At 72.4% G+C, this 21,212-nt stretch carries 19 protein-coding genes; 15 read left to right on the forward strand and 4 right to left on the reverse strand.

What is annotated here, in order from left to right; all coding sequences use genetic code 11:
- The first annotated feature begins 28 nt into the window (after window positions 1-28).
- Window positions 29-1,480: an amidase gene (locus ACFVTF_RS08100; RefSeq protein WP_387810691.1), complete on the forward strand. Its 1,452-nt coding sequence runs from the start codon at window positions 29-31 to the stop codon at window positions 1,478-1,480.
- A 208-nt stretch (window positions 1,481-1,688) separates the two neighbouring features.
- Window positions 1,689-2,270, forward strand: coding sequence for a tetratricopeptide repeat protein (locus ACFVTF_RS08105; RefSeq protein ID WP_387810694.1), 582 nt, complete (start codon window positions 1,689-1,691; stop codon window positions 2,268-2,270).
- 238 nt (window positions 2,271-2,508) lie between these two features.
- Here ACFVTF_RS08105 and ACFVTF_RS08110 read toward each other — a convergent pair whose 3' ends face one another.
- Window positions 2,509-3,402 carry an NADP-dependent oxidoreductase gene (locus ACFVTF_RS08110; RefSeq protein WP_387810781.1) on the reverse strand — a complete coding sequence of 298 codons (894 nt, stop codon included), beginning with the start codon at window positions 3,400-3,402 and terminating at the stop codon, window positions 2,509-2,511.
- Between the two features lie 79 nt (window positions 3,403-3,481).
- On the opposite strand from ACFVTF_RS08110, the gene ACFVTF_RS08115 reads away from it, so the two are divergent.
- Window positions 3,482-4,069, forward strand: a complete 588-nt coding sequence (locus tag ACFVTF_RS08115; RefSeq protein ID WP_387810697.1) for a TetR/AcrR family transcriptional regulator — start codon at window positions 3,482-3,484, stop codon at window positions 4,067-4,069.
- Between the two features lie 127 nt (window positions 4,070-4,196).
- Window positions 4,197-4,637: a hypothetical protein gene (locus ACFVTF_RS08120; protein ID WP_387810700.1), complete on the forward strand. Its 441-nt coding sequence runs from the start codon at window positions 4,197-4,199 to the stop codon at window positions 4,635-4,637.
- Between the two features lie 37 nt (window positions 4,638-4,674).
- Here the strand turns inward: ACFVTF_RS08120 and ACFVTF_RS08125 are convergent, their stop codons facing one another.
- The gene (locus ACFVTF_RS08125; protein WP_387810703.1) at window positions 4,675-4,980 is read right to left on the reverse strand and encodes a hypothetical protein; all 306 of its coding nucleotides are present in this window, start codon (window positions 4,978-4,980) and stop codon (window positions 4,675-4,677) included.
- Between the two features lie 333 nt (window positions 4,981-5,313).
- Here ACFVTF_RS08125 and ACFVTF_RS08130 point away from each other — a divergent pair, with 333 nt between their 5' ends.
- The 5 genes from ACFVTF_RS08130 (at window position 5,314) to ACFVTF_RS08150 (ending at window position 9,931) form a co-directional block, all read left to right on the forward strand.
- On the forward strand, window positions 5,314-6,054 hold the full coding sequence (locus ACFVTF_RS08130; RefSeq protein WP_387810706.1) for a hypothetical protein: 741 nt from the start codon (window positions 5,314-5,316) through the stop codon (window positions 6,052-6,054).
- Between the two features lie 696 nt (window positions 6,055-6,750).
- Complete coding sequence (locus ACFVTF_RS08135; RefSeq protein WP_387810784.1) at window positions 6,751-7,587, forward strand: beta-ketoacyl-ACP synthase 3; 837 nt, start codon at window positions 6,751-6,753, stop codon at window positions 7,585-7,587.
- Window positions 7,588-7,662: 75 nt separating this feature from the next.
- The gene (locus ACFVTF_RS08140; protein WP_331744498.1) at window positions 7,663-7,905 is read left to right on the forward strand and encodes an acyl carrier protein; all 243 of its coding nucleotides are present in this window, start codon (window positions 7,663-7,665) and stop codon (window positions 7,903-7,905) included.
- 321 nt (window positions 7,906-8,226) lie between these two features.
- Window positions 8,227-9,645, forward strand: a complete 1,419-nt coding sequence (locus ACFVTF_RS08145) for an NUDIX domain-containing protein (protein WP_387810708.1) — start codon at window positions 8,227-8,229, stop codon at window positions 9,643-9,645.
- A gap of 67 nt (window positions 9,646-9,712) precedes the next feature.
- The gene (locus tag ACFVTF_RS08150; RefSeq protein ID WP_063352329.1) at window positions 9,713-9,931 is read left to right on the forward strand and encodes a hypothetical protein; all 219 of its coding nucleotides are present in this window, start codon (window positions 9,713-9,715) and stop codon (window positions 9,929-9,931) included.
- An 82-nt stretch (window positions 9,932-10,013) separates the two neighbouring features.
- Here ACFVTF_RS08150 and ACFVTF_RS08155 read toward each other — a convergent pair whose 3' ends face one another.
- On the reverse strand, window positions 10,014-11,258 hold the full coding sequence (locus ACFVTF_RS08155; RefSeq protein WP_387810711.1) for an FAD-dependent oxidoreductase: 1,245 nt from the start codon (window positions 11,256-11,258) through the stop codon (window positions 10,014-10,016).
- 221 nt (window positions 11,259-11,479) lie between these two features.
- Between ACFVTF_RS08155 and ACFVTF_RS08160 the strand changes: the two genes are divergently transcribed.
- The 4 genes from ACFVTF_RS08160 (at window position 11,480) to ACFVTF_RS08175 (ending at window position 13,837) form a co-directional block, all read left to right on the forward strand.
- The gene (locus ACFVTF_RS08160; RefSeq protein WP_387810714.1) at window positions 11,480-11,980 is read left to right on the forward strand and encodes a MarR family winged helix-turn-helix transcriptional regulator; all 501 of its coding nucleotides are present in this window, start codon (window positions 11,480-11,482) and stop codon (window positions 11,978-11,980) included.
- A 166-nt stretch (window positions 11,981-12,146) separates the two neighbouring features.
- The gene (locus tag ACFVTF_RS08165; protein ID WP_387810717.1) at window positions 12,147-12,566 is read left to right on the forward strand and encodes a nuclear transport factor 2 family protein; all 420 of its coding nucleotides are present in this window, start codon (window positions 12,147-12,149) and stop codon (window positions 12,564-12,566) included.
- Between the two features lie 13 nt (window positions 12,567-12,579).
- Window positions 12,580-12,843, forward strand: coding sequence for a hypothetical protein (locus tag ACFVTF_RS08170; RefSeq protein ID WP_387810720.1), 264 nt, complete (start codon window positions 12,580-12,582; stop codon window positions 12,841-12,843).
- 667 nt (window positions 12,844-13,510) lie between these two features.
- Window positions 13,511-13,837, forward strand: coding sequence for a cupin domain-containing protein (locus ACFVTF_RS08175; RefSeq protein ID WP_387810787.1), 327 nt, complete (start codon window positions 13,511-13,513; stop codon window positions 13,835-13,837).
- Between the two features lie 59 nt (window positions 13,838-13,896).
- On the opposite strand, the gene ACFVTF_RS08180 is transcribed toward ACFVTF_RS08175, so the two are convergent.
- Window positions 13,897-15,357 (reverse strand): carboxylesterase/lipase family protein, encoded by a 1,461-nt coding sequence (locus ACFVTF_RS08180; protein ID WP_387810722.1) that lies wholly within the window; start codon window positions 15,355-15,357, stop codon window positions 13,897-13,899.
- 389 nt (window positions 15,358-15,746) lie between these two features.
- Between ACFVTF_RS08180 and ACFVTF_RS08185 the strand changes: the two genes are divergently transcribed.
- Both ACFVTF_RS08185 and ACFVTF_RS08190 read left to right on the forward strand, forming a co-directional pair.
- Window positions 15,747-18,932: a DUF6603 domain-containing protein gene (locus ACFVTF_RS08185; RefSeq protein ID WP_387810725.1), complete on the forward strand. Its 3,186-nt coding sequence runs from the start codon at window positions 15,747-15,749 to the stop codon at window positions 18,930-18,932.
- A 7-nt stretch (window positions 18,933-18,939) separates the two neighbouring features.
- On the forward strand, window positions 18,940-21,210 hold the full coding sequence (locus ACFVTF_RS08190) for a hypothetical protein (protein ID WP_387810728.1): 2,271 nt from the start codon (window positions 18,940-18,942) through the stop codon (window positions 21,208-21,210).
- Window positions 21,211-21,212: the final 2 nt, after the last annotated feature.

The raw sequence follows: 21,212 nt of genomic DNA on the forward strand, positions 1-21,212 counted from the left end.
GGTATCATTCTTTCCGCTGGGAGTGACAGTGAGGATTGCCGAATACACGAGCTTCGACGCGGTCGGGCTCGCCGGGCTGGTGGCCGACGGCGAGGTGACCCCCGCCGAACTGGAAGCCGTCGCCCGGGAGGCCGCGCAGGCGGTCGATCCGCAGCTCAACGCCATCGTGGAGACCTGGCCCACCGACGACGCGCCCAGCCCGGGCAGCACACCGCTGGCCGGAGTGCCCTTCCTGATCAAGGACATCGGGGTCGCCATGGCCGGGCGGCGCATGGAGCTGGGCAGCCGTCTCGCGGCCGGCCTCGTCGCCGGCGCCGACTCCTCCCTGATGCGGCGTCTGCGCCGCGCCGGCCTCGTGACGTTCGGGCGGACCACGACCCCGGAGATGGCCTACAGCATCACGACGGAACCGGTGCTGTACGGCCCGACCCGCAACCCGTGGGACCTCCGGCGGAGCGCCGGCGGGTCCAGCGGGGGCGCGGGCGCGGCCGTCGCCGCCGGGGTGGTCCCGATCGCCCACGCCACCGACGCCGCCGGTTCGATCCGCGTCCCCGCCTCCTGCACCGGCCTCTTCGGACTGAAGCCCACCCGCGGCCGGATCTCCATGGGCCCCGACGTCGACGAGGTCTTCAGCGGCCTGGCGGTGCACGGCAGCGTCAGCCGCACCGTCCGCGACAGTGCGGCACTGCTCGACCGGATCAGCGGCCCGGAGCCGGGCGACCCCTACTCCGCCCAGCAGCCGTCCCGGCCCTACGCGCAGGAAGTCGCCCGCCACCCCGGCTCGCTGCGGATCGGCGTCCTCACCCAGGCGTGGGGAGGACGCCGGACCACCACATCGGTGGCCGACGCCCTCGCCCGAACCGTGCGCCTGCTCGAATCCCTCGGACACCAGGTGGAGGAGGCCGAGGTCGACCTCGGGGTCGGCTGGGAGGAGTTCGTCCTGGCCAACGCCCGTCTGATGGCGGCGAACCTCACCGCCATGGTCGACGAGCTGGCCGCCGCCCTCGGGCGGCCCGCCGACCCCTCGACCCTCGAACCGGGAACCCTCACCAGCTACCACTACGGGCGGCAGGTCAGCGGCGCCCAGTTCGTCGCCGCGTTCGCGGTCCGCAACCGGGTCGCCCGCAGCCTGGCACGGTACTTCGACGCGTACGACACCCTGCTCACCCCGACCCTGCCGGAGCTCCCCCCGCTCCTGAACACCTACACCGAGGGCGGGGAGACCCTGGACGGCCTCGGCTGGATCGACCGCCTCCTCGACCGCTCGCCGTTCACCGCGGCGTTCAACATCGCGGGCACACCCGCCATGTCCGTACCGCTGACGACCGACACCGCGACGGGACTGCCGATCGGCATGCAGTTCGCCGCCAGGTACGGCCGCGAGGACCGCCTCTTCCGCCTCGCCGGACAACTCGAACAAGCGAACCCGTGGTCGCACCGCACCCCCGCCGTGTGGGCGGGGAACACCCCGGGCCACTGACGAACGCCCTGGGGCGCCGGGTCGCGTAACCGCACAGAAAGCGGCTGAGCTGCGCTTCCGTCAGACCGAACTGTGCCGCGACGATCTCACGCCCAACGAGCGCCTGAGCCTCCGGAACGCCTACGAGGAGGGGCTGCCGGCCGGACTGCGCCACCAGACCGACCAGCCGTAGTGCCACGCTGAGCAGAACCGAACCACGGAGGGTCAAGTGCTTGATCACCTCATCACTCACGACGGCAACCTGCGGATGGTCCCCACCGACCGGAGCGAGCTGACCACCGCGGTCGGCCAACTCCACGAGGAGCTGCGGGCCTTGCCCGAGGGGACCGACCCCGCGCGCACTCGGGTCCTGACCAGATGGATCGGCATCGGCCAGATGTGCCTGGGCCACCACGCGGACGCCCGTACGTTCCTCCGGCAGTCGCTCGACCTCGCCGCAGCGATCGGCAACACCCGGGCCGTCCTCGCCACCAGGCTCAACCTCGGCGACGCGCACCGCTACGCCGGTGACGTGCAGGGCGCGGACGCGCTCTACCGCAGCGCGCTGAACACCGCGCGGAGCCAGCACCCGGAGCTCCTTGACTTCGCGCTCCAGCACACCGGAAAGCACCTGATGGAACGCGGCGACCTCGCAGGCGCACAGGCCCATCTGCAAGAAGCGCTGCGCCTGCGGATCGTCAAGGGGGACACCGGGCTGGTCGATTCCACACAGGCCGCACTCGACCGGGTCGAACTGCTGATCGGCCAGGCCGACGCGTCGGCGGCAGACAACGCGGCACCGCGCCAGTGAAATAGCCGGTGGACCGCATGGCTCCGGTCCCGCACCCTCGCCGCCCTCAACCCCACCGGCGGGCCCGCCTCCGCCCTGCGGCTGCCCCCGCTGCCGCAGGGCGGACGACGATGCCCTGGGAACACGCGCCGCTGGGAGGTGGAAGGGCCCACGGCAGGGTCGTGGCACCCACCACCTCGGTCTGTTTCCGCAGGTCGGGAACAAGGTGCGAGGGTGGTACGTCGCTCCAGAAAGCGGCTCAGACGAGCACGACCCGGCGGCCGCGGGTGTGGCCGGCGTGGCTGTCGATGTGTGCCGCCGCGGCCTCGGCGAGCGTGTACGACTTCTCGACCGGGATGTGGAGCCTGCCCCGCGCGATGAGGTCGACGGCCTCGGCGAGCGCCTCCGGCATGCTCCCGGCCACGCCGGAGAAGCGGACGCCGAACTGCGGCGCCCCGAGATCGGCGATGGAGATCACCTTCTGCGGATCCCCCGTCAGCTCGACGAGTTCGCGGATCACACCTGAACCGGCCAGGTCGAGCGCCGCGTCGACCCGGCCGAGCTGCCGCACCCGCTCGACCCAGCCCTCGCCGTACGTCGTGGCGACGGCGCCCAGGCTGCGCAGGTAGTCCTGGTTCGCGGCCCCGGCCGTGCCGATCACCGTGATGCCGCGGTCGCGGGCGATCTGCAGCACCGCCGATCCGACTCCCCCGGACGCACCGCTGGCCAGCAGCGTCTGCCCGGGCCGCACGCCGACCTGGCGGATGATCCGCAGCGCGGTCTCCACCACGGAGGGGTAGCCGGCCGCCTCTTCGAACGTCAGCCCTTCGGGCATCCGGGCCCAGGCCGACAGCACGGCGAACTCGGCGTAGGTGCTCGAGCCCTCGCCGAACACGTGGTCGCCGGCCTCGACCCCTTCGACGCCCTCGCCGACCTCGTCCACCACCCCCGAGGCGTCCTGCCCGACGCCGGAGGGCAGCTCGATCGGATGGGCCTGGAGGAACTGGCCTTCGCGGATCCTCCAGTCGACGGGGTTGACGCCCGCCGCCCGTACGGCGATGCGGATCTGACCGGGGCCCGGGTGGGGCCGCTCGGCGTCGACGAGCTGCAGAACGTCCGGTCCGCCGAACTCGGCGAAGCTCACCTTCTTCATGTTCTTCATGCGGCCGACGCTAACACTAACGGTTAGTGTTTTGGAACAGTTCCGGCTATGTATCTGCTAGCGTGATCGCATGACCGTGCCGCCCGGACGCCGCGAACGCAAGAAGGCCGCGACCCGCCAGAAGATCGCCGACACCGCCCTGCGGCTCTTCCTGGAGCGCGGGTACGACGCGGTGGGAATCCGGGACGTGGCCGCCGAGGCCGACGTGGCCGTCACCACGCTCTTCTCCCACTTCGCCTCGAAAGAGGCCCTGGTGTTCGAACGGGACGACGACTTCGAGCAGCGCCTCACCCGGGCGGCCACCGCCCGGGCGCCGCACGAGCCGCTCATCCCCGCGCTGCGCCGCGAGGTCCACGCCCTGGTGCTCCATTGCACGGCGGACGACGCCGCCCCGATCTGGCGCATGATCGAGGAATCACCCGCGCTGCGGGAGTACGAGGAGTCGATGAGGCTGCGCCACGCGGACTCGCTGGCAACGGCCATCGCCACCGACCTCGGCCTGCCGCAGACCACGACGGCCTGCCGGGCGATCGCGAGGTTCGCGATCGACGCCTACACGCTGGCCCGCGAGGCGGCCGATCCGGAGGCCGCGGTGGACGAGATCTTCCGGATGATCGAGGCGGCCTGGGAGGTCACCGGCTCCGCTCGACGCGCGTGAAGCGTCGCGGGGCAGCCCTACAACCGCACTGAAGGTCCCTTCGACAATTCGAAGGGACCTTCGTGTCTGCAACACATCTACTGCGGTTATTTGTGTTCAGGATCCGGGGCTGCAAGGGTGTTGCACCATGAGGATCACGATCACCGTGGAGAATCCGACCCCCGAGGCGCTGGAGAAGCTGCTCGCCTTCGCCACCATGCCGGACGCCGTCGTGACCGCGCTGCCCGACGACCGCTGGACACCGGAGCGGGCCCGTTCGTACTACGACCGCCTGCCGCCCCGGGCGCAGCAGATCCTGCTTCAGGTCGTCGAAGGCGACGGCGAGTGCGCCGCAGAGGAGCTGAAGGCGAACGGCCGCAGCCTGCGGGGATCCACCGGCGCGTTCCGCCGCGTCCTCTCCGAGGGCAAGCGGACCGGCCTCTGGCCGGACGCCCTGTCCGTGCCGCTGGTGTCCCACGTCGTCGGCGGGCAGCTCAAGAAGCTCGAAATGCCCGGATTCGGCACCGACCAGTACCCGTACTCGGCCTTCGAGGAAGGACTGCGCAACGCGCCGGCCCGCGATCGCTGACCGCCCGGGAAACCGCTCAGGCACACACTCCCATCGGTCAGTTGTCGCTGTTGACGTTGGTGAGGGCGGCGCTGTAGCCCGTGGAGCAGTACAGGATGTCGGAGCCGTCGCCGGTGTGCCAGCGACCGTTGATCGTCTGCCGGATGCCCTTGACGCTGTCGCTTTCACAGATCAGGACGAGTTGCCAGTGGTTCTTCGGGGCGCTGGTCTGGCAGTTGACGGAGCCCCAGTTCTGGCCCTGGTCGGTGACGCAGTAGGAGATCGCCGAGGCTGACGGCGCGGCGATCAGCCCCGCCCCCATGAGCAGTGCCGCCCCGGTGCCGATGGCTGCGATTCGACGCATGACCTTCTCCTTGCCGTAGATCCGACAGCATGTGCGGTCAGCATTCCGAAGATGTGAATGCGCGTATACATGAACAGCACAACTGGCCGAAACCGGACCCCTCTGCTTCGGTTCGGTGATTCGGTGGCGCGCCGACCTGCGGTGCAGGTGAGGGCCAGCGGTGCGGGTGAGGGTGCGGGGAGGGCGTAGCAGTCTGGTGACATAGCAGGGTCTGTTTCGTCGACTGCTCGCACTAACTTCGTTCCTGTACGCAGCCACGTTGCTCCTGGTCCCCGCAGGAGAGGCCACCGGCAACGAGCTGTCCCTCACCCGTACTTCGCCCAGGAGCACCGCATGTCGACCTTAACGAACCGTCGCTCGTCCACCGTTCGCACGCTGGCCGGCTCCGCCCTGGCGGCCGCCCTGCTGGTGTGCACCGCGACAGCCTGCTCCAGCCCGTCCCCCGCGAACCAGACCGCCGCACCGGCCGCCACGCCCACCCCGCCCAGCGCGCAGGGCACCACCCCGCCGGCCGCCGCGCCCAGCGCTCCCACCACGCCCGACGCCGCCGCGCCCGCCAGCACGCCGGCCGCGCCCCCCGCGCCCGGCACCGCCGCTCCGTCCGCCACGCCCACCGCGCGCCACACCACCACGCCGCCGGCCGCCCCGCCCAAGGGGACGTCCCCGGTCCGCACCCAGAAGCTGGTGGACGGCAGCACCGCCGAGATCCGCGCGACCGGCAACCAGAACTACGTCGCCAAGATCGTCAACAACGGTACGGAGTACGGCACGCTGGAGACGCACAACTCCGACGCCGGGGTCGACTTCAACGACATGTTCATCGTGCTCTCGATGGACGGCACGGCCCACTCCTGGATGGGCGGCGGACACCAGGGACCGGGCACGTTCAAGCTCGCGGGCGGCTGGACGGCCAAGGTCACGAAGATCGGCGAACTCCACTACCGCGCACAGATCCTCGGCAACGACGGCGCGGTGAACGGCACGCTGGAGGCGAACCAGCAGGACGCCGGAGCCGTCGCCAACGGCGTCTACATGGTGCTCAGCACCGGCGGCGAGATCAGCGCCAACATGTGAACGCCTCCCCGCCCCAGGGGCGGAGGGGGAGCGGGCACCCGGCGGGTTCGGCCCGCTCGGTCCGGGAGAACGGAGTCAGGGCGTGAACTCCCATTCACCGGTGCCTCTGACGCTTTCCAGAGAGGCACCGTTTCGCAGCCTCCGGGCGGCGCGTCCTGCCCCGGCAGGCGACCGGAGAACTTCAGGCCCCGGTAGCGGCCGCCAGTGATCCGGCCGTGGAAATCGACGTACGTCCCGCTCGGGGAATGATCGAGGAAAGGCCCGTCGAACTTCCAGGTCGAGGTCGACCCGTCGTTCCAAGCCAGGATCTCGACGCCCGACCCGAGGGAGTCCGAACCGGTGGGGCCACCGCAGTAGATGTTGCTGGAGGCGCCGGAGAAGGCTCCCACGAACGAGGTGAGTCCGGGAACAGTGGCCCCGGAGCAGAGGCTGCCCGTATCGAGATGGGTAACGACCTGATCCTTTCGGGTGACGGGGTCCAGCCCGGGAGAGAAGCCCGTGACGTCGCTGCCCCGGCTGCAGATCACAGCCGACTCCGCGGCATGCGCGCTGATGGCGACAGGGAGGGCGAGGGCGGTGGTGGCGAGGAGTGCCGTGGCGATCACGGCTCTACGGACGGCGGTCATGGAGATGTGCCCCCTGTGGGCGAGGCCTGTTTGACGGTCGGTACCGTCCACTACCAGCCAGGCGCAGTGGATCGCGCGGCGGGTGGGGGTGCGGGAACGCCGCTACGCCACCGGGACCGACAGCGTGGTGTCCATGGCCGTCGAGGCGGGGCGTGCGGCGCTGGCGGACGCCGCGGTGAGCACCGCGGCCGTGGACGTCGTGGTCCTGGCCACGTGCTCGATGCCCTCACCGATGCCCAACGGCGCCGCACAGGTGGTGGCCGGCCTGGGCTGCCGGGCGGCGGGCTTCGACCTGAACGCCGCCTGCTCCGGTTTCAACCACGGTCTGGCCGTGGCCGATGCCATGGTCAGGGCCGGGACCGCCGGCGGTGTCCTGGTCATCGGGGCCGAGCGGATGACCGACTGGGTGGCACCCGAGGACCGCGACACCGGACCGATCTTCGCCGACGGCGCGGCCGCGGCCCTGGTCCTGCCTTCGGACGAACCGGCCATCTTCCCGGTCGCCTGGGGCAGCGACGGCGCCCTGGCCGGGCTGATCGCCATTCCCGCCGCCACCGGCCGGATGGAGATGGCCGGGCGCAAGGTCTTCCGTTGGGCCTCCACCGCCTTGGCACCCGTCATCGAGGCCGCCTGCGAGCAGGCCCGGCTCGAACCCCGGGACCTGAAGGCGTTCGTGCCCCACCAGGCCAACCTCCGCATCATCGACGCGCTCGCCCAGAGCCTGGAAGCACCGGAGTTGGTCACCGCCGCCGACATCGTCCACGCCGGCAACACCTGCGCGGCCTCCGTCCCCCTCGCCCTGCACGCCCTGCGGGAGAGCGGCGGGATCGTCAGCGGCGACCCGGTGCTGCTCCTCGGCTTCGGCGCCGGCCTCGCCTACGCGGCGCAGGTCGTGCTGTGCCCGTGATCCGGACGCGATCCGCCTCGGACCGCGAACCCGCGAACCCACGAACCGTTCAACCAGAGACAGGAGCAGTACGAGATGACCACCGACTTCGCGATGCTGGCCCGTGTTCGGCACATCATCGCGCTCCTCGCCGAGCGCCCCGACGACGAGATCGGACCCGAGGACCGCCTCTTCGAGGACCTGAGCCTGGACTCCCTCCAGATCACCGAACTGGCCGAGAGGTTGGAGCAGGAGACGGGGGCGCCCGTGGACGAGGAGCAGCTGAACGCGGCCGGGACCACCGTCGCCCGCTGCGCCGAGATCGTGGCCGGGGCCTGAGCCCGGTCCTCCCGCAACCAGTGATCAGTGATCAGTGGAACCGCAGGACGCCCTGCTGACGGCCGTTCGCGACCGCCCTGAGGGCGTACCCGCCGCGGCGGCGCGGTGCTCGAAAACTCCCCGTTCGACCCGGACGCGCCCGGAGGTGACCTGCTTGAACCCCGCGTTCGAACAGCGCCATCATCTGTCCCCTGCCGGCCACACGGCCACCCCGGCTCAGCCGCACTGAGGCTGGTTCGGCCCGGACGGGCGGGCAGGAGAAGCGTCCCGTCGCGCCCGCTCAACAGCCCCGTCGGCCCGAGTGAACGAGGAGTCCGCACAGTGATCGATTTCGAGGTGCTGACCGCACTGGCCGCCCACGAGGGCATCGAGCGGGTCGGCGTCGGCGTGGTGGTCCGCGACGCCTCCGGCCGGATCCTGCTGATCCGCCGGGCCTCGCACGACGCCCTTCCCGGCGGGTGGGAGTACCCGGGCGGCGGCCGGGAGGACAGCGAAGGGATCGAGGGGATCGAGGGGATCGAGGCGGGCGCGGCCCGCGAACTGGCCGAGCGGACCGGGCTCGCCGGGCTGCCGCTGGAGTACGCGCGGAGCCTGGACCTCACCGACCGCAACGGCCGGCGGGTACGGCAGTTCGTGTTCACCGCCGTCGTACCGGACGGCACCCCGGTCACGCTGTCGGCCGAGCACGACGACCAGCAGTGGGCCCGCCCCGACCAACTGCCGCAGACCGGCGACGGTGAGCGCGAGGTGATCAGGTGGCTCACCCGCCGCCTGGCGATCCCGGGCTGGCGGCCGGTCGGCGGCTACCTCACCACCATCGCGCGGCCCACGGTCTACGGGTGCTTCCTGGTCACCGACCCGGACGGCCGCGTCCTCGGGATGCGCTCGACCATCAACCCGGCCGTGTGGAACCTCCCCGGCGGCAACGTCGAGCACGGCGAGACCCCGTTCGACACGGCACTGCGCGAGGCCCAGGAGGAACTGGGCCTCGACCTCGCCGCGGAGAACCCCGAGGTGATCGCCCGGCGGCGCCTGGTCGCGGTCGTCCACGAGCAGGCCGGTACGGAGTACCCGGTGCCGGTGTGCGGATACGTCTTCGACGGCGGCGTCCTGACCCGGGAGCAGCAGGCCCGCATCCGGCTCGACCCGGCCGAGCACACCGAGTGGCGCTTCGAGACCGCCCACGACTGGCACGCGCTGATGACACCGGACCGCTACCAGCGGCTCCTCCAGGTACTGCGCGCCCACCGCTGCGGCACCCCGCTGTACCTGGAACGCCCCTCCCCGGAGGGCGAGTTCGAGGGAATCATGGTCCTCGTCACCGACCGGCACGGCCGCCTGCTGATGCACCACCGCGACGACAATCCGGGCATCGCCTGGCCTGGCTACTGGACCCCCATCGGCGGCTGGCGCGAGGGCGACGAGACCCCGCAGGAGAACGCGGCGCGCGAGGTCCGCGAGGAAGCCGGCATCGAGATCACGGGGCTGCGGATCCTGCCCGGCCCGCACCACGAACTGGTCTCCCCGCTCACCCGCGTCCTGCACGCCGCCTGGGACGGCCCGGAGACGGACCTCCGGCTCGGCGACGAGGGCCTGGCCGTCCGCATGGTCCCCCTGGCCGAGGTGCTCGACCTCAAGGTCCCGCCGTACCTCCAGCACTACCTGCCGCTGCTGGCCGACGGAATCGACGGGGCCGGCGGGGCCGGCGGGGCGGACCAGCCCGCGAGGAGGACCTCGTGAACCGGCCCGGGCGCAGCGAGGCCGGCCGGTCGGACCGCCCGGCCCCGTCGCGACCGACGGCCTGAGGATGGCCGGCCGCCACCGCCGCCCGCCCGAGCCGCAGCTGCCGGCCGACACCGACGCCCGGCTGCGGGCCATCGCCGACCAGCGGCCCGTCGTGGAGGAGGGCATCGTCACCTTCCCCGCCAGCACCGTCCCGTACGCCTACCGCACCGTGCACCGGCCCGACGGCGGCACCGACCAGCACCTCGTCCGCCTCGACCTGCCCCGGCGACCACCCGGGTGACCGGCTCGGCAGCCGTCATTCCTGACGAACCGTCACCACGGGTGGACCGCCGTCCGGGGCCAGGACCCGCCCCTCTGGGCCGTCAGCGCTGTCCGACCCGCTCTCGGCCGGTTCGCCGGGAGGCGGCCACGGCGGAGAAGGCGTACTCCCGCATCCGGAGCTCGTAGGCGCGTACGCCGTCCACCAGCGGCGCACCGGAGGCCGCGGCCCCGGCCAGGGCCCGCGTCAGCTCGGCGGCGTCGCGGATCGCGGTGTTCGCGCCCATCGCCAGCACCGGGCTCATGGCGTGGATCGCGTCCCCGAGCAGGGTGACGGGGCCCGGCTCCCACGGCGGTACGGGGCCCGCCGTGGAGATGCGCAGCGGGAACAGCGAGTCGGTCTCCCAGCGGTCCAGGAGGCGGTGCACGTCGGGGTGCCAGTCGTCGCCCACCAGGCGTCCGGCCAGCTCGCGCAGGGCGGGGCCGTCGAGACCGCGCAGCGCCTCGAACGAGGGCATGGCGGGGTGGTCCGCCGGCGCTCCCACCAGGCAGGCTATGTAGTCGCCGACGGGGGCGAGGGGGACGGGCGGTGTGTGTGCCGGGCCGGCGGCACCGGGAGGGCGGGCGAACCGCACGGGCCCGAAGCCGACGTGCGGGCTTCCCGGACCGCCGGTCACCACGGTGAAGATGCTGTCGAACACCCACGGCGGCAGTCCGCCCGCCTCCTCGACCTCTCCGACCCCGCTGCCCAGCCCGTCCAGCGGAATCCTGCCGTAGATCAGGCGCAGTCCCGCGTCCTCGACCCGGGCGTGCGGCAGCAGCTGTCGGCGTACCGCCGATCCGACCCCGTCCGCGCCGACCAGCAGGTCGGCGCTCGCGCTGCGGCCGTCGGCGAACCGCGCGGTGACCGTTCCGTCCTGCTCCCTCTCCCAGCTCAGCAGTTCCGCGCCGTGGCGCACGGTGTCCGCCAGGCCGGAGAGCAGGATCTGACGCAGCGTCGGCCGGTTGAACGCGTACGAGCGGTACGGGTGGGCCGCGCCGTCGGTGGGATCGGGGGCCGGCGCGGTGGGCCGGTCCGCGAGCGCGCCCAGGTGGCGGTCGCGGACGGAGACCCGGGCGGGCGGCGAGGCGGCGGTCGCCAGGCCCAGCCGGAAGAGGTGCTCCGGCAGGCAGCGTTCCAGGCCCGCGAGCCCGGGTTCGTCGAGCTGGACGCGGTAGCCCTGCGGCCTGGCGCCCGGGTGCGGGTCCCGCTCGTACACGGCGACGTCGAAGCCGCGGGCGCGCAGCCCGTGGGCGAGGGTGAGGCCGCCGAGTCCGGCGCCGGCGATGATGACACGGTGCTGGTGCACAGTCTTCTGCCTTCGTTGTGGTCACGAAGGAAGCACTGGGGTTCCGCGAAGGGAACAAACACCGCGAGGGCGCCGCTCAGAAACACCATTCAGGAGCGATTTTTCGCGCATTCCGTTGAATCTGGCCCCACAGTAGCAGCTGGCCGCCGGGTGGAGGGACCGGTCTCCTCAACGGGAGTTCGGCCCGATTGGCATGACTGTTCAAGTGATACGCTCGCAAGATGACGAACCAGGAGGGAACGCCCCAGGCGCCGGACGAGCATGCGGACCTGTGGCTCACGCCGGCCGAGCTGGCCTCCTGGATGTCGGTGGTCCGCCTGATCACCCGGCTCCCCTGGGCGGTGGACGCCCAGCTCCAGCGCGACGCCGAGCTGAGCATGGTCGAGTACATGACCCTCGCCATGCTGTCCGAGGCCCCCGAGCGGACCTTGCGCATGAGCGTCCTGGCCGAGCACGCCAGCACGTCGCTGTCCCGCCTGTCGCACATGGTGAAGCGGCTGGAGAGCCGCGGCTACGTCCGGCGGGAGCCGGATCCGACCGACGGACGGTTCACCAACGCCATCCTCCTGCCCGCCGGCATGGACAAACTGGAGGCGGCCGCCCCCGGACACGTCGCCCATGTCCGCCGCCTCGTCGTGGACAACCTGTCCGGCGAGCGCCTGCGCAGGCTCGGGCAGGACGCGGAGCGCATCCTCCAGCGCATCGACTCGCCTGCGCGCTGAGCGCACGGCTTGATCACTCAAGTCACAGCTGCGGCCGCAGGCCCACCATAAAAGCGAAGCACCGCACCCTTTCGCCAGATTGACTTGAAGGTTAAAGTCAATACAGAAGGGCGTCGATCCCGGCGCCACCTCGCCACCTCCGTGCGGCACGGATCAGGGAGCTGAGATGTCACTGGAGAACGAGAAGATCATTCGCAACGCCTACCAGGTCGCCGAGGAGCAGGACGTCGCCGGCTGGATCGCGGCGTTCACCGAGGACGGAACCTTCACCGACATGTCGGTCCCGTTCACCTACCGCGGCGCGGACCAGCTGGGCAAGACGGTCGAGACCTACGCGCGGGCGTTCCCCGACATGCACCGGGAACTCGAACGGTTCTACGTCACCGGCGACGTGGTGATCGTCCAACTGCGCCTGCAGGGCACTCACCTCGGCCCGCTGGAGCTGCCCTCCGGCACCGTCCCGCCGACCGGCAGGCGCATGGACGCCCCGTGCTGCGACGTGTTCGAGCTGGTCGACGGAAAGATCAAGCGCTTCGACTGCTACGCGGAAGGCTCCGTCATCGCCACCCAGCTCGGCCTGGCCTGAACCCCACCACCGCTTGAGCCTTCAAGTTGTCGGATCTAGAATCCGACGTGGAGGCTCAAGCGGCACCCTCGGCGGCGTCCGCGCCGTCGAGCACCTGCGCAGCATCGCGAGCGCGCTCCAACTCGCCCACGTCAACCAACAGCTGTCCTTCTCGCTGCACTCCGACTTCGAACAGCTCTCCCTCTTCAAACCCGGCGAGCACCACGACGCCGCGGCCACCAGGCTGTTCGAACAGCTGGAGGCCTGGTCGGCCGCCATGAAGACGCTGCGCGCCTGAGCCGACCCAGCCGCCCCAGCCGCCCGCCGAACCCGTCGTACGCCTCGCCGCCGCCCTGCGCGCAGCGCAGTGACCCTCGGTGCTGGTCACCGTCCCGGAGCCGTCGGTGACCAGCACGGCGCCGACCCACCGTTCGCCCCGGAACCCGCAGCCCGTCGCCGACCTCCGCAGCAGCGTCGCGCCGGGGCCAGGCTGCTGCGGGTGCGCCGACGGTCACCTCGGCGCACCGTGGACCTATGGCCCTCGTCGGGCCGCCGGGGCCTGCGGACGCCTGGGGCCGCCTGGGCCGCGAAGAGAGCCGGTGGAGCCGCCAGGCACACGCCCCGCAGGTGCTTCGGACGCGCTCGGCGCCCTCGGGCCGAACGCCGCCGCCCTGTCCGGCACCGTCAGCAGCCGACGGTGCCGTCGGCAGCCGGCCGGGCACACGTCGTATGCGTCGCCGGGGCGACGGACCGGACCACCGACCAATCACGCGAATGCCTCGAAAGGGAAATCCGCCATGTCCTACCCAATAGCTCACTACTGGGGCGAATCGGGCGAGAATACGGCAAATCTCCGATTCGGCGCCGCCGCACCGGACGTGTTGATCGGCGCGGGGGGAACAAGCGTCCACTACCTGGTCGACACGCCCTCCGCGAACAAGACGTTCGGTCTGTACCGATTGGACATGGGGCCCCGGCCGACAGGCCCCGCTCCACACTTCCACCGGACCATGTCCGAGTCCTTCTTCGTCCTGTCCGGGGTCATGCGCCTGTACGACGGCGAACGGTGGATCGACGCCGAGGCGGGTGACTTCCTGCACGTGCCGGAGGGCGCCGTGCACGGCTTCCGCAACGAGTCCAACGAGCCGGCCTCGATGCTGATGCTCTTCGTGCCCGGCGTGCCGCGTGAATCGTTCTTCGAGGAGATCGCGGAGGTCGCGGCCCGAAAACGCCCGATGAGCGACGCGGAATGGGCCGAACTCTACGGCCGGCACGACCACTTCCTGGCCTGACCGGCCCGGGCGGCAGGGCTCGCGGCCTTCAGCTGTTCCCGGAACGGGCACGGCCGGTGTCAGCCGAAGCACCGGACGGTCGCCGGATCGGCGGGTTCGTAGGGGTGCCACTGGTCCGCGGCGGGGCGGCCGGTGGCGACGAAGGCGGCGATCGCGCGGGAGAAGGTGTCGCCGAGCGAGCGGACGGCGGTGGTGGCCTCGCCGAGCATGGGGCTGTCGGGGTAGGCGTCGAAGGTGTCGAAGAAGAAGGGCAGTTCGACGCAGTGCGCGGCGCCCAGGCCTGCGGGGTCGGGTACCGGGGCGCGGTCGAACCGGTAGACGTAGGTCGGGTTTCCGGCCGCGGCGTGGCGGTCGGCGATGGCGAGGGTGCCGTCACGGAAGACGAGCCCGGTCTCGAACTCGGTGAGGATGTCGGCCGGGGTCGCGTCCGGCCGCCGGGCCGCGAGGCGGTCGTACCGCTCGTCGCCGCCGTCGGCCCGGCCGGCCGCGATCGAGCGGGCCCGGTCGGCGGTGATCTCCCGGATGCGGGGGTCGAAGGCGAAGAAGGAGGTCATCTCGTTCCTGGTGGTGCCGGTCAGCAGGCCCTTGCCGTCGAGGCGTCCGTCGACCACCGCCTGCTGCCACGTCTCGGGGATCCCGGGGGCGCCGAGGACGGGGTACATGGGCGGGGCGACGCTGCCCGGGCGGGCGACGTCCCGGGAGAGCTGCTGGTAGGCGGCCAGGAGCCGGTCGGCCGGGACGGCGCGCAGCGCGGCACCCCGGTCCCGGACGCCGTCCAGGCCGAGGAGGCCGAGGAAGCGCCGGGCGTGGTCGCCCGCCTCCTCCGGGTCCTGCGGGGCGAGCCCGAAGGGACCGCTCTGGGTGATGACCCGGTCGACGAGCGGGCCGGTGGTCGGGGAGACGGCGAGGTAGAGGGCGGAGAACGCCCCGGCGGACTGGCCGCCGACGGTGAGGCTGCCGGGGTCGCCGCCGAAGGCCGCGATGTTGCGCCGCACCCAGGCGAGGACGGCGGCCTGGTCCTGCACGCCGAGGTTCTCGATGCCGAGGTCCGGCAGGTAGAGGTAGCCGAGCGGGCCGAGGCGGTAGTTGGCGGTGACGACGACGGCCCGGCCGGCGGCGGCCAGGTGCCGGCCGTCGTACCAGTCCCAGCCGCCGGACCCGCTGGTGAACCCGCCGCCGTGGAACCACACCAGGACGGGCAGGGCGCCCGGGGCGGACCCGTCCGCAGGTGGACGGGGGGTCCACACGTTCAGTGTGAGGCAGCCGTCCTCGTCCCAGTCGGGGGTGCGCGGCCCCATGACCGCTTCGAGCCGGGAGGGGCCCTGCGGGACGGACGGGCCCGGGCGGTCGGCGTCCCGGACGCCCGGCCAGGCGGGGTGCGGCACGGGGGCGGCGAAGCGCCGCCCGCCCACGGGCGAGGCAGCGTAGGGGATGCCGCGGAACGCGGCGACGCCGTCCTCGACGGTGCCTCGGACGCCGCCGGACTCGATGGTCACGACGGGGCTCTCGATCAGGGTCATCGGTGTCGCCTTCCTCGCAGACGGGGGACGGCTCCGGTCTACCGCTATCGCCGTGGGACGGGAAGAGGCGACGGTCCGGCTCTCCGCACGCTCTACGGCACCTGTCGAACTCGGCCGTAGGCGATGCATATCGGCCAAGCTCGCTTCGTTCCGTCACCATCCGAGCACGCCTCGGATACGCTGCGGCAGTCCCGTGTCGGACGTGCACTCCGAGCCTGGCGGGTCAAGGCCTCCGGTGCGCACGGCCGTTGCCGCCCTGGTCGATCCAGGGGGCTCAATTGTCATGCCCCGGACCGGAACGGGCCGATGGCGGGGACGCCCGGCCGGTCGGGCAGGCCGGGGGGCCGGGACCGGATGAACCACAACCAGGGCGGGAGGCCGACGGGCTGATGACACTGAGCATCGACGATCTGCGGCAGCGACTGACGAGCAGCCAGGGCGGGACGTTCGAGATCACCGGCGAGGAACTCGGGGCGGCCGACCTGCTCTCGCGCCACCTCGGCGAATCGCTGAAGATCGGCAAGGCGACCACCGACGCCGACGCCCTGACGGTCCACGGCACCGCCCCACTCGGCAAGGCCACCGGCCTGCCGGTCACGGTGGCCTTCACGGCCGACGCCGACGGCAAGCAACTCGCCGGCTTCGACATCACGTTCACCCTGAGCACCTGGACCTTCACCACGGCGACGGAGACCGAGGACTTCACCTACCTGTCCACGTTCGGCTTCACCCAGCCCAGGTTCGTCCTGCGCGGCGGCGGCGTCGGCGCCGTCCTGGGCTGCACGCTCAACGGCGCCGCCTACCGCCTGCCCGTCGACACCGACGGCCCGTTGGTGCCGGACGGGAACGGCGGCGGCGACCTCCAAGCCGTCACGCAGTCCTTCGGCTGCGCCCTGCCCGGAGACCTGGGCTTCAACCTCACCGACGTCTGGCTCCGCTACGACCCGGGCACGAAGACCCTGGTGCTGTCCGGCAGCGCCGCCCTGAGCAGCGGAGCCCCGGCCTCCAGCGTGGCCTGGGCGCTGCTGATCCAGGACCGGGGCGACGCGGGCAGGCGCTACCTCGGCGTGGTGCAGGCCGCCGTCAAGCTGTCGCTGTCCGGACTGCCGATCATCAAGGCGCTGGTCCCGCTGGCCGACGACCTGGTGATGCAGCACGCGGCCCTGCTGTTCATCACGGAGGGGCTGGACGACACCGAGGTGGCGGACCTCAACAAGGCCCTCAAAGCGGTCAAGGCCGACTTCCCCGCGGGCAACGCGCCCGAGCTCCCGGCCGGCCCGCTGGACAGCGGGGTCACCGCGTCCCTCGCCTACGACCTCGGCGGCACGCCCCGGGAGGCCGTGAAGGTCCGCCTCGGCGAGGCCTCGCGCACCTGGGCCGCCCTGCCGCAGGACAAGGGCCCCAGCGGCAAGGCCGACCAGCCGGCGAAGGCCGAGTCCAGCGGCCCGTTCCGGCTGGGCAAGCTCAACCTCGGCTACGCCAAGGGCGCGATCCAGGTCTCCGCGGACTTCAGCATCAACGCCCACGCGCTGACATTCGAGGCGAGCGGCTTCGGAGTCAGCATCCCGCTGGCCGACCCCGGCAGCGCCACCCCCGTGCTCAAGGGCCTGGGCATCAGCGCGAAGGCGGACCCGATCGCGCTGGGCGGCGCGCTGCGCACCAACCCGACTCCGGACTGGCCGGTGCGGTACGACGGCGACGGCATGCTGACGGCGCCGATCATCAGCGTCGGGATCGCCGGCTCCTACGCGCGCAAGGCGGACGGCACCCTCTCGCTCTTCCTCTTCGGCCAACTCGGCACCGGCACCAACCCGGAGGCCGGCTTCGGCCCGCCGCCCTTCCGGGTCAAGGACGTCTCCCTGGGCTTCGGCTACCACAGCGAGGTCCGCGTCCCGGAGCTGACCGAGATCGACACCTTCCCCCTGCTCAACCTCACTGGCGGCGACTCGACCCCGATGAAGGTGCTGGACACGCTGACCGGCGGAGCCAAGCCCTGGGTCGCGCCCAAGGACGGCGAGATCTGGGTGGCAGCGGGCCTGCACTGGACGATGTTCGAGCTGGCCGACTTCCGCTCCATGGCACTGGTCGAGTTCGGCGAGTCCCTGGTGATCGCCCTGCTGGGGCTCGGGGAGTTCGACTTCCCCAAGCTGACGGCCGCCGAGCAGAAGGCGGGCAAGGATCCGAAGGTCGCACGGATCCAGATCGCCGCCGAGGCGCTGTACCGGCAGAGCGAGGGCCTGCTCTCCCTGACGGCCCAACTGACCGACAAGTCCTACATCCTGGACAAGAACTGCAAGCCCACCGGCGGCCTCGCGCTCTGCGTCTGGGTGCCCCCGAGCCCGCACGCCGGGGACTTCGTGGTCTCCGTCGGCGGCTACCACCCGGCGTTCGTCAAGCCCGGCCACTACCCCGCCGTACCCCGGCTGGGGATCAAGTGGTCGATCAGCAACACCCTCACCCTGACCGCCCAGGCGTACGCGGCCATCACCCCGCACGCGGCGATGCTGGGCGGCGCGCTGGCGCTGGTCTTCGACACCGGTCCGCTGCGGGCCTGGTTCACCGCGCACCTGGACGCGCTGATCCAGTGGTCGCCGTTCTTCTTCGACGTCGCCATGGGCGTCAGCATCGGGGTGCGGTTCTCCATCCACGTCTGGTTCGTCCACATCACGATCAGCCTGGAACTCGGCGTGGACGTGGAACTGTGGGGCCCGCCCATCGGCGGCAACGCCACCGTCCACCTGTGGTTCATCAGCTTCCACATCGGCTTCGGCAAGAGCCGCCCGGACCACCTGCCGCCCGTCCCCTGGACCGACTTCCAGTCCCAGCTGCCGCCCAAACAGCAGGCCGTGCAGGCCAATCCGGTGGCCGGACTGTCCTGGAAGCCCACCGACCCGGCGGCCCTCGCCCGAGTGGGCGACGACGGAACGGACACCGGCCCCTGGTACGCCTCCACCCACGGGTTCAGCTTCGTCACCTCCTCGGCGGTGCCGGCCAGCAAGGTGCTCTTCGGCGGCACCGCCATGACCCAGAACGAGGACCCGCTGCACATCCGCCCGATGCAGCAGGGCGACCTGACCTCCACCCACAGCGTCACGATCACCAAGGACGGCCAGCAGGTCGACCACTCCACCTGGAGCGTCGAGCCGGTGCGCTCCAACGTGCCGCAGTCGCTGTGGGGCCCGGGCGAGAGCTCGCTGAAGGGCACCGGGCTGCTGCCCGGCCGGCTCACCGGCCTGACGGTCACCGTCCCGGCCCCGGCCTTCCACGGACAGCTGGCGGTCGCGCCCGGCGTCCTGGACCTCGACCCGCTGCTGCCCCAGGGCGCTCTGCCCCTGGACGCGGGCGCGGCCGCCGTCGGCCCCGTCCCGGACGCCAACGCGCAGACCGTGGCGGCCATCACCGCCGCCGACACCGGCATCGCCGCCCCGTCGACCGCCGCGAGCCGCGAGGCCCTGCGCGCCCAGCTCGGCGGGCTCGGGTACCTGCTCGACCCCGTCGGCCCGCTGAGCGGCTACGCCGACCTCGCCCACAGCGACCTGGCCGCCGAGCCGCTCCTCGTCCCGACCGGAAAGTGACCACCTGATGCTCAGTCAAGATCCGGGAACCGCCAGCGGCCTGGAGTTCCACGACAGCCTCGTCCCGGCCCTGGAGGCGGGGACCTACCAGATCACCACCGGGCACGCCATCGACGGCCTGGACACCGGCGACTACTTCGCCACCCCGGTGGTGCGCACCCTTGAGGTGCAGGCCGCGCGGTTCGCGCTGCCCGACGGCGCGGTGCACGGGGTGTACCCCACCGACGGCGCCACCGGCACCTTCGACCAACTGCTGCCGCACATCACCCTGGACACCCCGCCGCTGCCCTGGGAACGCACCCTCACGGGGGCGCCGCCCACCCCCGGGCAGCCGGCCGTGCCGTGGCTGGCGGTGCTCCTCTTCGCCGAGGGCGAGCTGCCGGGCGACCCGTCCGCCACCGGCCGCACCACGACGATGACCGTCGCCGACCTGCTGAACACCCCCGCCACCGAGGCCGTCGCCCCCGCGCTGACCGACGTCGAGCAGCCGGACCTGGCCGCCGAGTGCCGGACGATCGACGTCCCCGCGCAGCTGTTCGCCGCGATCGCCCCCCGGGCCGGGGAGCTGGGCCGGCTCGTCCACCTGCGGCGCGGCGAGGACGAGCCCAGCGGGGCGCGCTCACGCAGCGACCGCACCCGGGCCCGCTCGCTGCGCGGCGTCCGCCGCGCCACCCCGCCCCGCTGGTGGCACACCCTGCGCGACGACGCGTCCTACGAGGGCCTGCACGCCGTGGTCGTGGGCAACCGCTTCCCCACCACCACCGGCGGCCAGTACACGGCCCACCTGGTCTCCCTGGAGGGCTTCGCCGCCTACCTCGACGGCAGCACGGTGGCGAGCGCGCCGCTGCGTCTGGTCTCGCTGCGGTCCTGGTCGTTCCGCTCCCTGCCGGACTCCGGGGCGCACTTCGGCACCCTCGTCGAGAACCTGGCCGCACCCGGCCGCCAGGACGCCGCCGCGCTCGGACTGCGGCTGCCGCCGAACGGCGCCACCGGCGAGGCCGGCGACCGGCTCACCCAGGGCTACACACCGCTGGCCCACCAGCTCGACTCGGGCGAGCAGAGCTACGCCTGGTACCGGGGCCCGCTCACCCCGCTGCCCACCCAGCCGCTCCCGCAGACCGTGGAGCACAGCGCGAACGCCGACGCCCGGCTGGTGTACCTGGAGGAACACGGCCTCTTCGACGTCAGCTACGCCGCCGCGTGGACCCTGGGCCGCTCCCTCGCGCTCGCGGACCCGCAGTTCCCGCCCGCGCTGATGGCCTGGCGCACGGTGGCCCGGGCCGGCGCGGGCCGGATGCTCGCCGCCCGCGGCCGGGCCGGCAGCGGCAGCCTCGCCGGCGCCCGGGCCGCGACCGACCACGCGGGCGCACCCGCGGCGATCAGCGCCCGCCCGGCCCGGCAGGCGTTCGAGGCAAGCGCCCTGGGCGGCCTCGCCCACACCCTCACCACCGCGCTGGCGAGCCCGCTGGACCAGACCGCCGCCGGCCCTCGGCTGGCCCAGGCGCGACCGGTCCCACCCCTCCAGGCCGCCGCGCCCTGGCTGCGCGGCCAACTGGCCCGGCCCGAGGCGCGCGAGGCACTGCGGGCGGCGACCGCCGACGCCGCGAACCCGGTGCTGGACTGGCTGGACCGCCTGGCCCTGCTCCACCCCGTACCCCTGGAACAGCTCGTGCCCCGCCAGGAACTGCTGCCCAACGAGAGCCTGCGCTTCTGCTACGTCGACCGCGCCTGGCAGACGGCGCTCGTCGACGGCGCGCTGAGCATCGGCATCGCCGGCAGCCTGGACAGCGACCTCAGCACGCTGCTGCACGACGCCCTCACCGACCTGCCCGCCCGCATCTCGGGCTTCCTGGTCCGCTCCTGCCTGGTGCCCGGCTGGCCCGCCCTGCGCATGCACCTGTACGCCGGCGAGGACGAACTGACGGTGCTGCGCGCCGACACGGTGGGCGAGGACGTGCTGCTGGTGCTGGCCGACGGCATCGTGGACCGGCTCGTGGTGGCGGAGCCGCCCCAGGGCCTGCACTTCGGCATCCAGGACGGCGACGTCCTGCACCTGCGCAACCTCAAGGGCGACGGCATCGGCGCCACGCTGCCGGGCGTCCAGCTGACGCAGGTCAGCGGCTACCTGCACCCGGACACCCGGGTCCTGGACGTCGCCCGGATCGGCGACGCCATCACCTCCGCCCTCGGCGACCACGCCCAGGAGAACGGCCTCAGCGCGGCCGGCTGGGCGATCCAGATGGTCAAGGCGGCCCAGCAGATGACCTTCCAGCGATGACC

This window comes from Kitasatospora sp. NPDC057940 (assembly GCF_042887425.1).
Lineage (GTDB): Bacteria > Actinomycetota > Actinomycetes > Streptomycetales > Streptomycetaceae > Kitasatospora.